Below are 13,858 nucleotides of genomic sequence, written 5' to 3'. Positions count from 1 at the left end.
TCACCCCGAAAAAGGTACGTTTTCGCCTTCATTCCAGCGTGGACATGCCAGCATTATGCCGATTATTCAGTCTGTTGAACGTGCGTTGCAGATCCTCGACCTGTTCAACGAGCAGGCCACCGAGCTTAAGATCACCGACATCAGCAAACTGATGGGGCTGAGCAAGAGTACCCTCCACTCGCTGCTGAAAACCCTCCAGCTTCACGGCTATATCGATCAGAACCCGGAGAACGGCAAATATCGCCTCGGCATGAAGCTGGTTGAGCGCGGTCATTTCGTCGTGGGCTCCATCGATATTCGCCAGAAGGCGAAAGGCTGGCTGACGGAGCTGTCCCAGCGGACCGGGCAGACCACCCATCTGGGGATCCTGGACGGTCGTGAAGGGGTCTATATCGAGAAGATTGAAGGCAAGCTGGCCGCCATAGCCTATTCGCGCATCGGCCGCCGCCTGCCGGTTCACGCCACCGCCATCGGCAAGGTGTTGATTGCCTGGCTGGGCGAGGCCGAGCTGAACACCCTGCTGGAGGGCTATCAGTACACCACCTTTACCCCTTCCACCCTCGCCTCTCGCGAAGCATTAATGGCCGCTCTGGCGCAGACCCGCGAGCAGGGCTATGCCCTGGACAGCGAAGAGAACGAGCAGGGCGTGCGCTGCGTGGCGGTGCCGGTGTGGAACCACGAATCCCGCGTGATTGCCGCCCTGAGCCTGTCGACCTTGACCTCGCGCGTGGACGACGCCGAGCTGGCTAATTTCCGCGAGCAGCTTCAGCAGGCCGGGCTCGCGCTCTCACGCGCACTGGGCTATGCCGGCTCGTAGGTGAAGTAGTCGAAGTCCGCGTGGCAGCCGTCGCCGCTGATGTCCTCGCAGTGCAGTCCCACAAACGCACCGGTAAAGAAGCCGCGCCCGCCGATGTAGTCGTCCGACAATTTCCACGCCTCATACGTGGTCGGCACGGTATGCCATGTTTCGCCGTCGAACGAGTAGCTGTAGCGGTAGACCAGTTTATCCACGTCCACCCTTAGCCAGACGCTCTCGGCCTGTTCCGGCACCGGAATCGGCTGCTCGTGCAGCGGCCATGACGGCACGTTGTGGTCGAGTTGGATCACCTTGATGGTTCTCCCCTGCCCCTCATCGTAGTCCACAAAGCAGTAGCTCCAGTTTTTGCTGTTGTAGTAGCAGGTCAGCCCCGCGCTCTGCTGGAAGTGGACCGGCGAGAACTGCATCCGCGTCTCGGCCCGGAAGGTGAAATGCTGCCAGCGGCGCGCCACGGTCGACTGGGTGAATGTCGAGTTGAGCGAGTCGTTGCCGTAGAGCCGTAAGTAACCCGGGCGGGCGGTAAGCGAGCCGAGGGTATCGTCGAACGGAATGCGCAGGGTCTGCAGTTCCGGGTCGAGCGAACTGGCGTCGAAATCGTCCCGCCAGATGCCCGGAACGGCTGCAGGCTGCTCCGCCATCTGCGGGCCTTTCACGGTCAGTTGCGCGTGCCTGCCGCCTTCCACGTAAGGCCAGCCGTCGCGCCATTCAATGCGGGCGATGCCGGTCTCGCGCCCCAGCGGGCAGTATCCGCGCCCGCCGGAGGCCAGCAGCGGCACGCCGGGCAGGCGCAGCGGGCGGCTGGTAAGGTAGGCCATGTACCACTCCCCAGTGTGGGTCTGCAGCAGCGAGCCGTGGCCGCTCTTTTGCAGCGGGTTCTCCGGCAGGTGCCAGCTGGTCATCATCGTCACGTCCGGGTGCAGCTCGTACGGCCCGTCGATATTTTTTGAACGCAGCACCACGACGGCGTGCTCGTAGCTGGTGCCGCCCTCGGCCACCATCAGGTAGTACCATCCCGCGTGGCGATAAAGATGCGCCCCTTCGGTGTAGCAGAGCGGCGTGCCGGTAAACAGCGTTTTGCGCTCGGGCGAGAGCGTGCCAGTCTGCGAATCAAACTCCTGCATCACGATGGTGTTGTGCGGGTTGCTGTGGTGGCACGGCCCCCACGGGCGGTAGAGGTAGTATTTGCGGCCATCGTCGTCGTGGAACAGGGAGGGATCGAACCCGCCGTTGCCCATCGGGATCGGCTCGCTCCACGGCCCCTCGATGGACGGCGCGGTGACGAGAAAATTGCGGCCGTTTTTCCACGGCGAGTCGACAATCTTCACGTCGGTGTAGAGCAGCCAGAACCTCCCGTCGGCGTAGCTCAGGCACGGTGCCCAGATGCCGCCGGAGTCCGGGTTGCCCTTCATGTCCAGCATCGACACGCGGTCCAGCGGGGTGCTGACCAGCGACCAGTTTTTCAGATCGCGGGAGTGGTAGATGCGCACGCCCGGGAACCACTCGAAGGTCGAGGTGGCGATGTAGTAGTCCTCGCCCTGACGGCACAGGGACGGGTCCGGGTTGAAGCCGGTGAGTATCGGGTTAGTAATTTCCATGTTGCCTCCGGTTAATGGGATGCGGCTGTCGCAGCGTCGGGAACGGCCTCGCCCTGCGACGCGCGGTGCTTGATCAGCTGCTGGCTGATGGCCTCCACGCGGGCGTCGGTGAGCTTGTAGAACGACAGCATGATGAACATGCCCGCGTAGAGCACCACCGGCACCACGCAGAACAGAATTTTGATGGTGGTCAGCACCTCGACCGGCTGCACGCTGCTGCTGGCGGAGTAGTTCACGTACGCCAGGATCCAGCCCACCACCGCCCCGCCAATCGCCAGGCCAATCTTCAGGCTGAACAGGTAGGTGGAGAACACCAGCCCGTCGAGGCGGCGACCGCTGCGGCTCTCCTCGTAATCCACCACGTCAGAGGCCATCAGCCACTGCAGCGGCGTGGTGGTGTTAAAGACGAACAGGAACAGAATGTTGAGGGCAAAAATCAGCGCGATGTGCTCCGCCGGGGTGACGAAAATCAGCAGGCTAATCAGCGAGTAAGCGACGATGATCCACTTGAAGGCGGTAACGCGGTCGAAGCGGCCCAGCAGGCGGGAGGAGCAGAGCGAGCCGAACATGGTGGCGAGGCTGCCGTAGAGTAAAAATTGCGTCGCCATCTCCGGGTGATCCATCACGTATTTCACGAAGTAGAGCGTCGCCCCGCCGCGCACCACGTTGGAACAAGTCGCCATCATCTTGAACGCGCACATGATCCGCCACTGGCTGTTGCCCAGCAGCAGCTTAAGATCTTTCGCCACCGACGAGCCAGGCTGCACTTCAAAGGTGTAGCGCTCTTTGGTGGTAAAGAAGCAGACGTAGAGCAGCACCACGCCGCTCAGCCCCAGCACGCACATGGCGCCGAAATAACCCACCTGCTCGTTGCCTTTGCCAATGATGCTGACCAGCGGCAGCGCGATGCCGCTGATGGCGAGCGACCCCGCCGCCGCCAGGAAGAAGCGCCAGGACTGCAGGGCGTGACGCTCTTTCGGGTCGGCAGTAATGACGCCCGGCATGGCGCAGTACGGGACGTTAACGAAGGTGTAGACCAGAGTCAGCAGAATATAGGTCACGCAGGCGTAGATGATTTTGCCCTGCGCGGAGAAGTCCGGCGTGTAGAAGGTCAGCATGCAGACGATGCCGAACGGGATGGCGCCCCACAGCAGGAACGGGCGAAACTGGCCATGCCGCGTGCGGGTGCGGTCTACCAGCAGCCCCATCAGCGGGTCGGTCACGGCGTCGAGCACGCGGGAGACTAAAAACAGCGTCCCCATTATGCCCGCGGAGAGGCCGAAGACGTCGGTGTAGAAATAGGCCAGCAGGAACATCGTGGCCTGCCAGACGAAGCCGCAGGCGGTGTAGAAATAGGCCAGCAGGAACATCGTGGCCTGCCAGACGAAGCCGCAGGCGGTGTCACCCAGCCCGTAGCCAATTTTGTCTTTCATGGTTAATTGCGTCATCAGAATTACACCCTTATGTAGTGTGCTGAATTACAACATCGTGTTAATGGAGTGTAATGAGCTGTTCAATTAACCAGCAATGGTCATATCTTATTTCTGAATTACGTTATTTCGCTTTTGTGACGTCAACGATATATCGCAACTTATTGTTTAAATTAATAAATTGCAGACACGTAAAAACCGCCCGCGGACTATTTTCCGCAGACGATTTTCTCTCACAAAATAATTAAATACCGAGCGCTTTTTTACCGGCGTTAATTACCTCAATGATTTTATCGGTGTCATAAATACAGCCTTTCCAGGTGCCGCCGCTCACGGACTGTAATGCCGCCCACAGCCGGGTATCGTCCGGCAAAAAGTCGTGAGCGTGCAGGTCCGGATGCGTCTGCCGCCGTGCCAGCTCGCGCGCGCCCTCTTCCGGCGTCAGCGGGTTGTCCGCAGTACCGATAAAGTTTACGCTGCCTGTTAATGTCAGGCGGTCCACCGCAATCTCAATGATGTCGTTATCGCGCAGCTTGCCTATCGGCCCGCCCGCCAGCGCCTCCGGCGACACGTGGCCGAAACAGGCGCCCGTCGACACGCCCGAGAAGCGCGCATCGGTGATTAACGACACCGTTTTGCCCCACGAGATGTGTTTGAGCGCGGAGGTGAGCTGGTAGGTCTCCTCCATGCCGGTGCCGGACGGTCCACCGCCGATCACCACCATGATATCGCCCTGCTCAATCTCTTCCCGCTTGATGGCCCTGATCGCCTGCGCCTCCGAGACAAACACCCGCACCCGGCCGGTGTGGCGGTAAACGCCATCTTCACCGACGACCGACGGGTCGATCGCCGTGGCCTTGATCACCGATCCTTCCGGCGCAATGTTGCCCGTCGGGAAGCAGACCGTCGAGGTCAGCCCTTTCGCTTTTGCTTTTTCCGGCGGCAGGATCACGTCATCCGGCTCCACGCCGTCCTGCTCGCGCAGGCACTGGCGGAAGCGCGCCCGGCGCTCCGAGCTCTGCCACCAGTCGAGGTTCTCGCCCACCGTCTGGCCGGTGACGGTCATGGCATCCAGGTGCAGCAGGCCGAGATCGCGCAGGTGGAGCATGACTTCCGGCACGCCGCCCGCGAGGAACGCACGCACGGTCGGGTGATAGTCCGGGCCGTTGGGCAGCACGCTCACCAGGCGCGGCACCCTGCGGTTGACGCGCGTCCAGTGTTCAACGTCCGGGATCGTGCAGCCCGCCGCGTATGCAATGGCCGGAATGTGCAGCAGTAAATTGGTGGAGCCGCCGAACGCCGCGTGGATCACCATCGCGTTTTCGATGGCTTTATCGGTGAGGATATCGCGCGTGGTAATGCCGCGGTTATCCAGCTCGCTCACCGCCCGCGCCGACTGGCGGGCGATCTCCAGCCACACCGCCTGTCCGGACGGGGCCAGCGCGGAGTGCGGCAGCGCCAGACCCAGCGCTTCGGCGACCACCTGCGAGGTGCCCGCCGTACCGAGGAACTGACACCCGCCGCCCGGCGACGCGCAGGCGCGACAGCCCAGCTCGGCGGCCTCCTGCAGGGAGAGTTCATGGTTGGCGAAGCGCGCGCCGATGGTCTGCACCTTGCCCGCATCTTCCCCCACGGTCGGCGGCAGCGTCGCTCCGCCTGGCACCAGAATGGTCGGCAGGTCGTGCATCGCGGCCAGCGCAATCATGGTGGCGGGCAGCCCTTTATCGCAGGTTGCCACGCCGATCACCGCCCGCCGCGTCGGAAGAGAGCGGATAAGACGACGAAACACGATCGCCGCGTCGTTACGATACGGCAGGGAGTCGAACATGCCGTGCGTGCCCTGCGAGCGCCCGTCACACGGATCGCTGACGAAGGCCGCGAACGGGATCCCCCCGTTGCGTGTGATCTCCTTCGCTGCCGCCTGCATCTGCATGCCGATTTCCCAGTGGCCGGTGTGGTAGCCCAGCGCAACCGGGCGTCCGTCTCCGGCGCGGATGCCGCCCTGAGTACCGATAATCAGCACCTCTTTGCCGGTCAGCTTGTTGGCGTCCCAGCCCATCCCGGCGTTCTGCGTCATGCCGAACAGGTTGCCGCTGGGGGATTCCATCAGCATCTGCGGAGTCAGCGGCAGCGCGCCCTGCGGCCCCGCCGCGTGGGTGATCACCGCATAAAACGCGTCGTCCTGTGGGGTGAAAATTTTCTCAATGGTCATCGTTATCGTCCGGCTCAGCAGAGCTTGAGCTGTTGTAGCAGGGCTTTCAGCTGCGCCTTACGCGGCTCGTCCAGCGGCGAGGCTGGTGGCAGGACGTGCGTAGAAATTGGACGACCGCAGAGCACGATCGCCTCTTTAATCACGTTCACAAACGGCGTATCCAGCTGATACATCTGCGGGATTTGCAGCAGGGTCTGATGATACTCAGCCGCTTTCGCCACGTCTTTATCCCGCCAGGCTTTCAGAAGATTTACCGACACCTGCGGAGCAAAGTTACCGCTGGCCGAGATCGCCCCGTCACCGCCGAGCAGCAGGGTATTAAACAGATGATCGTCGTAGCCGCAGAGCACGGTGAAGTGGGGATGGGCCGCTTTAACGGTGTGGATCATGCTGCGCAGGTGGGCGACGGAGTCGATGGTGTCTTTGATGCCGACGATGTTACTGCGCGAGTCGGCGAGGGTTTTCACCAGCGCCGGGGTCAGATCCTGCCCGGTCAGCGCCGGGAAGTTATAGAGCATCACCGGCAGCGTGACGCTGTCCGCCACCTGCTCGAAGTAGCGGATCAGGTTCGCTTCCGACACTTTCCAGTAGTAGGGGTTGATCACCACGATGCCGTCCGCGCCCGCCTGCTGGGCGTGCTGGCTCAGTTCAATGGTTTCCCGGGCGTTGGTGCCGCCGGTGCCGATCAGGACCGGCACACGACGATCGACATGATCGATCGCAAACCGGGCAATGGATTTACGCTCTTCGGCGCTGAGCTGGGAGAACTCACCGCCGCTGCCCAGGAAGAACAGGCCGTCGACGCCTGCCGCGATCAGATCGTCGATCAGCGCGACGGTGCCCGGCTTATCAAGCTGGGCATCGGCGGTAAAGATGGTGGAGACAGGGGGAATGATACCCGTGAACAACGCGGACTGCGGCATATGATCTCCTTGCTGAATCATTTTGTTCTACATTATAGAACAGTGTTCATTAATTTAACGATCATACTATGACGGAGAAAAAGCACAGGTAAATGGGAGATGAGGAGGGAGTGCGGGAAGTTTAAGCTGGATCACATATTAGAGGGTGCGGTCTGGTGCCCTCACCCTACCCCTCTCCCACGGGGAGAGGGAACTTTTACACCCTCTCCCCTTGGGAGAGGGCCGGGGTGAGGGGTTACTCTACCTGCATCTTCACCACAACCTTACGCACCTGCGCCGGCGCCCCCACCGCGCACAGCGGCTTATGCACTTCGCCCGGGTAAAACACCACGAAATCTCCTTCGCTCAGCACCACGGTTTTCTCCTGCTCGCCTTCCGGCAGGAACGCGATGTCTTTGTCCGCCAGCCAGTCGGTGTCCGGCGTGCCGTGCGGCAGGGTGCTGAAGGTCATCCCTTCCTGCCCCTTCAGCACAATCTGAATATCCAGGTAGCGTGCATGGTATTCAGCGCGACGCTCGGCGAACGGCTGGGTCATGTCCTCCGATACCAGATAAAACAGGCTGTTGCCGCTGATGTCGTGCTTGCCGGTCGGCGTCGCGTCGGTGACGTGGGTCTTAACGTGCTCAATGGCCTGGCGCAGCTCTTCTGGTAGCCAGGACTGGAGATGATGAATATTGCCAATAATCATGATACAACCCTCAAATTAAAACATTGTTTCATTTTAATCTTTTATACGAGAATCGCCTCTCCCATACCAGCCCTTTTTAGACAAGATTTGCGCCAGCGCATGTTTATCGGAAAATGTGTTAATTCACTGTTAATTACATAAAGGCATTTATGCAGTCGTTATGCATAACCTCATTTCCTAAGCTTTACGCAACTTATCTAACTCGCTGAATTTAAAACGTAACTCACAAAACCTGTTGTTGCATCACACTTTATCACTTCGGTTATTTCCTTTAAAAATCCATAATTATTTATCGATTTCTCTTAAGTGAAAAATAGTTAACTGTCATTATTGCATAGCTATTCTCGAGGCAAAATTTTATTCATTGAAATCAACAGCATAACTAAATATTTCAAAGCATGTAATTCTACAAAACAATAACAACCTCAAATATTGCCACCCGTTCCTGCTTAGCTATTCATCCCGTAATAATATGAAATTAATCATTATCTGATACGAATCATGCAATTGAAAATAAACTGCTCAATATCGGTTTTCGCGTGAGCAGCGTCACAATAACCATTATTTAAGCGCCTACTATGAATCACGAAATCAATTGAGCTTAGCCGCCATGAAATTAAACGCATCACATGGCGCATGCCCTTTTTATTCTGAAAAAAAGTTAAAGGAATAATTATGGAAAAGCATTACGTCGGTTCTGAAATTGGTCAATTGCGTAGCGTTATGCTGCACCGTCCTAATTTAAGTCTTAAACGTTTAACGCCATCGAATTGTCAGGAGTTGTTATTTGATGACGTGCTCTCGGTTGAGCGGGCGGGAGAGGAGCATGATATCTTCGCAAACACGCTGCGCGAGCAGGGTGTGGAAGTCCTGCTATTGACCGACCTTCTTACGCAAACGCTTGATATTGCCGAAGCAAAAGCCTGGCTTCTTGAAACACAAATCTCCGACTACCGCCTCGGCCCAGCCTTTGCCGGCGACGTCCGCGGCTGGCTGGCGGATATGCCGCACCGCGAACTGGCGCGCCGATTAAGCGGCGGATTAACCTACGGCGAAATTCCGGCGGCTATTAAAAATATGGTGGTCGATACCCACACGGCGAATGATTTTATTATGAAACCGCTGCCGAACCACTTATTTACCCGCGATACCTCCTGCTGGATTTATAACGGCGTGTCCATTAATCCGATGGCGAAACCGGCCCGTCAGCGCGAAACCAATAATCTGCGCGCAATATATCGCTGGCACCCCGCATTTGCCGATGGCGAGTTTATTAAGTATTTCGGCGACGAGAATATTAATTACGACCACGCCACCCTGGAAGGCGGCGACGTATTAGTGATTGGCCGCGGGGCGGTATTGATCGGCATGTCAGAGCGCACGACGCCGCAGGGCGTGGAGTTCCTCGCCAATAGCCTGTTTAAACATCGCCAGGCCGAACGCGTGATCGCCGTTGAGCTGCCAAAACATCGCTCCTGCATGCACCTCGACACCGTGATGACCCACATCGACGTGGACACTTTCTCCGTTTACCCGGAAGTGGTGCGCAAGGACGCCCAGTGCTGGACGCTCACCCCGGACGGACGCGGCGGCCTGCTGCGTACCCAGGAAACCGACCTGCTGCATGCCATCGAGAAAGCCCTCGGCATTAACCAGGTGCGCCTGATCACCACCGGCGGCGATGCCTTTGAAGCCGAACGCGAGCAGTGGAACGACGCTAACAACGTCCTGACCATCCGCCCGGGCGTGGTGATCGGCTACGAGCGCAACGTCTGGACCAACGAGAAGTACGACAAAGCGGGCATCACCGTGCTGCCGATCCCGGGCGACGAGCTGGGACGCGGTCGCGGCGGCGCGCGCTGCATGAGTTGCCCACTGGAACGCGACGGAATTTAAAGGAGCCATCATGGAACGAAAACCCACTCTGGTTGTGGCCCTTGGCGGCAACGCGCTGCTCAAGCGCGGCGAACCGCTTGAAGCGGACATCCAGCGCCAGAACATCGAGCAGGCCGCCCGCACCATCGCAGGCTTAACGGAGCAATGGCGCGTGGTGCTGGTGCACGGCAACGGCCCGCAGGTCGGGCTGCTGGCGCTGCAAAACAGCGCCTACGACAAAGTCACTCCCTACCCGCTGGACGTTCTTGGTGCAGAAAGCCAGGGAATGATCGGCTACATGCTCCAGCAGGCGCTGAAAAACAATCTGCCCCAGCGCGAGGTCAGCGTCCTGCTCACGCAGGTGGAAGTGGACGCCGCCGACCCGGCGTTCAGCAACCCGACCAAGTACATCGGCCCGGTCTACAGCGAAGCCCAGGCGAAAGCGCTGGCCGCGGAAAAAGGCTGGGTGTTCAAAGTCGACGGGGCCTATTTCCGCCGCGTGGTGCCCTCTCCGCAGCCGAAGCGCATCGTGGAGAGCGACGCCATTACGGCGCTTATTCAGCGCGACCACCTGGTCATCTGCAACGGCGGCGGCGGCGTGCCAGTGGTGGAAAACGCCAACGGTTATCGCGGCATTGAGGCGGTGATCGACAAAGACCTCTCCGCCGCTCTGCTGGCGCGGCAGATCGAGGCCGATGCCCTGCTGATCCTCACCGATGCCGACGCGGTGTACCTCGACTGGGGCAAACCGACCCAGCGCCCGCTGGCGCAGGTCACGCCGGAACTGCTCAGAGGCATGCAGTTCGACGCCGGATCGATGGGGCCAAAAGTGGCCGCCTGCCGCGAGTTTGTTGAAGCCTGCAACGGCATTGCCGGGATCGGCGCGCTGGCCGACGGCGCGGAGATCCTGGCGGGCGAGAAAGGCACGTTGATTCGTAACTGAGCACCCATTTCCCCTCACCCTAACCCTCTCCCCAAAGGGGAGAGGGGACGATTACACCCTCTCCCCTTTGGGGAGAGGGCTGGGGTGAGGGGTAAGGTCTTAGACATTAATTTTAAAAAGGATTTACTCATGACCATCAACCTGAAAAACCGCAACTTCCTGAAACTGCTGGACTACACCCCGGCGGAGATCCAGTACCTGATCGACCTCGCCATCGAGCTGAAGGCGGCCAAAAAAGCCGGGCGCGAAAAGCAAACCCTGGTCGGGAAAAACATCGCCCTGATCTTTGAAAAAACCTCCACCCGCACCCGCTGCGCCTTTGAAGTGGGCGCGTTCGACCAGGGCGCGCAGGTCACCTACCTCGGCCCAAGCGGCTCGCAGATTGGCCACAAAGAGTCGATGAAGGACACCGCGCGCGTGCTGGGCCGCATGTATGACGGCATCGAGTACCGCGGCTACGGCCAGGCCATCGTTGAGGAGCTGGGCGAATACGCGGGAGTGCCGGTGTGGAACGGCCTGACCGACGAGTTCCACCCGACGCAAATCCTTGCCGACCTGATGACTATGCTGGAGCACTCTCCGGGCAAAACCCTGCCGGAGCTGAGCTTTGCTTATCTCGGCGACGCGCGCAACAACATGGGTAATTCGCTGATGGTCGGCGCGGCCAAAATGGGGATGGATATCCGCCTTGTGGCGCCGAAATCCTTCTGGCCGGAGGCCGGGCTGGTTGAGCAGTGCCGCGCCATCGCCAAAGAGACCGGCGCGCGCATCACCCTCACCGACGATGTGGGAGAAGGCGTGCAGGGCACCGATTTCCTCTACACCGACGTGTGGGTTTCCATGGGCGAGCCGAAGGAGGCGTGGGCCGAGCGCGTTAGCCTGATGAAGCCGTATCAGATTAATGCGGACGTGATGAAAGCCACCGGTAATCCGAACGTCAAGTTCATGCACTGCCTGCCGGCGTTCCACAACGAACATACCAAAGTGGGCCGCGAAATCGAGATGGCGTACGGCCTGAAGGGGCTGGAGGTGACGGAAGAGGTCTTTGAATCCCCGAACTCCATCGTCTTCGACGAAGCAGAGAACCGCATGCACACCATTAAAGCGGTCATGGTGGCGACACTCGGCGACTAATCACCGCCCGGCGCGCCGCGGGGTGCGCCGGGTTCAGGAGAACATCATGGGCAAGTTCAAATTTCCCTCCGCTTATACCATTCTCTTTTTTCTGATTGCCGTGGTTGCCGTGCTGACGTGGATTGTTCCGGCCGGGCAGTACCATATGGCGATGAACGAGGCGCTCGGCAAAGAAGTGCCGGTTGCTGGCACTTACGCGCACGTGGCAGCGCACCCGCAGGGGCTCGTCTCCGTGCTGATGGCGCCGATTGCCGGGCTGTACGATCCGGAGTCCGGCCAGGCCGGGGCGATCGACGTGGCGCTGTTTATTCTGATCATCGGGGGGTTCCTCGGGATCGTCACTAAAACCGGGGCGATAGACGCCGGGATCGAGCGCGTCACCACCCGACTGCGCGGCCGCGAAGAGTGGATGATCCCGATCCTGATGGCGCTGTTTGCCGCCGGCGGCACGATTTACGGCATGGCCGAAGAGTCGCTACCCTTCTATACCTTACTGGTGCCGGTGATGCTGGCAGCGCGGTTCGATCCGGTGGTTGCGGCCTCTACCGTGCTGCTCGGCGCGGGGATCGGCACGCTCGGATCCACCATCAACCCGTTCGCCACGGTGATCGCCGCCAACGCCGCCGGGATCCCCTTCACCAACGGCATCATGCTACGCATCGCGCTGCTGGTGATCGGCTGGATCATCTGCGTGGCGTGGGTAATGCGCTACGCCCGCAAGGTGCGCAAGGATCCGTCGCTGTCGATCGTGGCGGATAAGCAGGAAGAAAATCTTGCCCACTTTCTCGGTAACAAGGGCGAGCAGTCGCTGGAATTTACCCCGGTGCGCAAACTCATCCTGGTGATCTTCGCCCTCGCCTTCGCGGTGATGATCTACGGCGTGGCGGTGCTGGGCTGGTGGATGGCGGAGATTTCGGCGGTGTTCCTCGCCAGTGCCATTATTGTCGGGCTGATCGCCCGCATGAGCGAAGAGGAACTGACCTCAACCTTTATCAACGGCGCGCGAGATTTGCTGGGCGTCGCGCTGATAATCGGCATCGCGCGCGGTATCGTAGTGATCATGGATAAGGGCATGATTACCCACACCATTTTGCACAGCGCCGAGGGAATGGTCACCGGATTGTCGACGGTGGCGTTCATCAACGTGATGTACTGGCTGGAAGTGGTGCTGTCGTTTCTTGTGCCTTCTTCGTCCGGCCTGGCCGTTCTGACGATGCCGATCATGGCGCCCCTTGCCGATTTCGCTAACGTCAACCGCGACCTGGTGGTTACGGCTTACCAGTCGGCGTCCGGCATCGTCAACCTGATCACTCCCACCTCTGCCGTCGTGATGGGCGGGCTGGCTATCGCCCGCGTGCCCTACGTGCGTTATCTGAAATGGGTCGCGCCGCTGCTGGGGATTTTAACGGTGGTGATTATGGTGGCGTTAAGCCTGGGCGCTTTGTTGTGATTTGCCGGATGGCGCTGCGCTTATCCGGCCTACGGATCGGTGCGGTGCCACCGGTTATTTCGGGAACTGATATGGGAACTATGATGGATTACGAAGAGTACTCTCCCAAAGAGCAACTACAGCTAACGGTCTGCCAGCGTCTGATCGCGGAAAAGAGCTATCTCTCCCAGGAAGAGATCCGCCGCGACTTACAGGAGCGTGGTTTTGAGACCATCAGCCAGTCCACCGTTTCACGTCTGCTCAAGTTGCTTGGTGTCATAAAAATTCGCAATGCCAAAGGGCTAAAGATTTATTCGCTGAATCCCCAGCTGCGCCCGGCCCCCGACGCGGCGCGTACGGTCTCTGAAATGGTGGTGAGCGTGGAGCACAACAGCGAATTTATCCTTATCCATACCGTCGCCGGATATGGCCGCGCGGTGGCGCGTATTCTGGATTATCACCAGTTACCGGAAATTTTAGGTGTAGTGGCCGGGAGCAGTATTGTCTGGGTCGCGCCCCGCGTAGTGAAGCGCACTGCGCTGGTGCATAAGCAAATTAATTATTTACTCAGAACGCATTAATATTCACAAAGAACCGTTTGCATTGAGTAAAGCGTGCATTAAATCGCTTGATCCCAAAAGCGAGCTGCGTATAATGCCCGACAATTTGCCGGGAGGAAGCATGGTCAAGCGTGTACGACATAACGTCTTACCGCGTCTGAAATCAGACGCTGGCCTGCCGTTTTTCTTCCCGTTGCTAAACCTATTCCCAGAGCCCCTCATTTGAGGGGCTTTTTTTTGCCCGGCGTCAGG

At 59.3% G+C, this 13,858-nt stretch carries 12 protein-coding genes and 1 pseudogene; 7 read left to right on the top strand and 6 right to left on the bottom strand.

Annotated features, from left to right (window positions below; genetic code table 11):
• The first annotated feature begins 55 nt into the window (after window positions 1-55).
• Entirely contained in the window at window positions 56-817 is a 762-nt protein-coding gene (gene xynR, locus ACQG0S_RS02640; protein WP_048965767.1) for a DNA-binding transcriptional repressor XynR, read from the top strand.
• Here xynR and ACQG0S_RS02635 read toward each other — a convergent pair.
• From ACQG0S_RS02635 to ACQG0S_RS02615, 5 genes are all read right to left on the bottom strand, one after another.
• Window positions 802-2,412 (bottom strand): glycoside hydrolase family 43 protein, encoded by a 1,611-nt coding sequence (locus ACQG0S_RS02635; protein ID WP_048965765.1) that lies wholly within the window; start codon window positions 2,410-2,412, stop codon window positions 802-804. The genes xynR and ACQG0S_RS02635 overlap by 16 nt on opposite strands.
• An 11-nt stretch (window positions 2,413-2,423) precedes the next feature.
• The gene (locus ACQG0S_RS02630; RefSeq protein ID WP_426749983.1) at window positions 2,424-3,860 is read right to left on the bottom strand and encodes an MFS transporter; all 1,437 of its coding nucleotides are present in this window, start codon (window positions 3,858-3,860) and stop codon (window positions 2,424-2,426) included.
• A gap of 226 nt (window positions 3,861-4,086) precedes the next feature.
• Window positions 4,087-6,054 (bottom strand): xylonate dehydratase YagF, encoded by a 1,968-nt coding sequence (gene yagF, locus ACQG0S_RS02625; RefSeq protein WP_217073549.1) that lies wholly within the window; start codon window positions 6,052-6,054, stop codon window positions 4,087-4,089.
• A 14-nt stretch (window positions 6,055-6,068) separates the two neighbouring features.
• The gene (gene yagE / locus ACQG0S_RS02620; protein ID WP_048965861.1) at window positions 6,069-6,977 is read right to left on the bottom strand and encodes a 2-keto-3-deoxygluconate aldolase; all 909 of its coding nucleotides are present in this window, start codon (window positions 6,975-6,977) and stop codon (window positions 6,069-6,071) included.
• Window positions 6,978-7,212: 235 nt separating this feature from the next.
• Window positions 7,213-7,665, bottom strand: coding sequence for a YhcH/YjgK/YiaL family protein (locus ACQG0S_RS02615; protein WP_048965862.1), 453 nt, complete (start codon window positions 7,663-7,665; stop codon window positions 7,213-7,215).
• A gap of 675 nt (window positions 7,666-8,340) precedes the next feature.
• Here ACQG0S_RS02615 and arcA point away from each other — a divergent pair.
• The 5 genes from arcA to ACQG0S_RS02590 all read left to right on the top strand — a co-directional run bounded on the left by arcA (window position 8,341) and on the right by ACQG0S_RS02590 (window position 13,627).
• A complete protein-coding gene (gene arcA, locus ACQG0S_RS02610; protein WP_045620964.1) occupies window positions 8,341-9,561 on the top strand; it encodes an arginine deiminase in 1,221 nt (406 codons plus the stop codon).
• 10 nt (window positions 9,562-9,571) lie between these two features.
• Window positions 9,572-10,483, top strand: a complete 912-nt coding sequence (gene arcC / locus ACQG0S_RS02605) for a carbamate kinase (RefSeq protein WP_022646884.1) — start codon at window positions 9,572-9,574, stop codon at window positions 10,481-10,483.
• Between the two features lie 129 nt (window positions 10,484-10,612).
• Entirely contained in the window at window positions 10,613-11,617 is a 1,005-nt protein-coding gene (gene argF, locus ACQG0S_RS02600; RefSeq protein ID WP_038415176.1) for an ornithine carbamoyltransferase, read from the top strand.
• A 46-nt stretch (window positions 11,618-11,663) separates the two neighbouring features.
• A complete protein-coding gene (locus ACQG0S_RS02595; protein WP_022646882.1) occupies window positions 11,664-13,067 on the top strand; it encodes a YfcC family protein in 1,404 nt (467 codons plus the stop codon).
• A gap of 80 nt (window positions 13,068-13,147) precedes the next feature.
• The gene (locus tag ACQG0S_RS02590; RefSeq protein ID WP_003863366.1) at window positions 13,148-13,627 is read left to right on the top strand and encodes an arginine repressor; all 480 of its coding nucleotides are present in this window, start codon (window positions 13,148-13,150) and stop codon (window positions 13,625-13,627) included.
• A gap of 3 nt (window positions 13,628-13,630) precedes the next feature.
• Here the strand turns inward: ACQG0S_RS02590 and ACQG0S_RS02585 are convergent.
• Window positions 13,631-13,748 (bottom strand): annotated as a pseudogene (locus ACQG0S_RS02585) (hypothetical protein).
• Here ACQG0S_RS02585 and ACQG0S_RS02580 point away from each other — a divergent pair.
• The gene (locus tag ACQG0S_RS02580) at window positions 13,728-13,832 is read left to right on the top strand and encodes a pyrBI operon leader peptide (protein WP_022646880.1); all 105 of its coding nucleotides are present in this window, start codon (window positions 13,728-13,730) and stop codon (window positions 13,830-13,832) included. The pseudogene ACQG0S_RS02585 and the gene ACQG0S_RS02580 sit on opposite strands and share 21 nt — an antisense overlap.
• The last annotated feature ends 26 nt before the right edge of the window (window positions 13,833-13,858 follow it).

This window comes from Enterobacter cloacae complex sp. 418I7, from assembly GCF_050030705.1.
Classification (GTDB): Bacteria; Pseudomonadota; Gammaproteobacteria; order Enterobacterales; family Enterobacteriaceae; genus Enterobacter; species Enterobacter intestinihominis.
The sequence above is the reverse complement of the archived record's forward strand: the minus strand, read 5'-3'. Positions and strand labels throughout refer to the sequence as shown.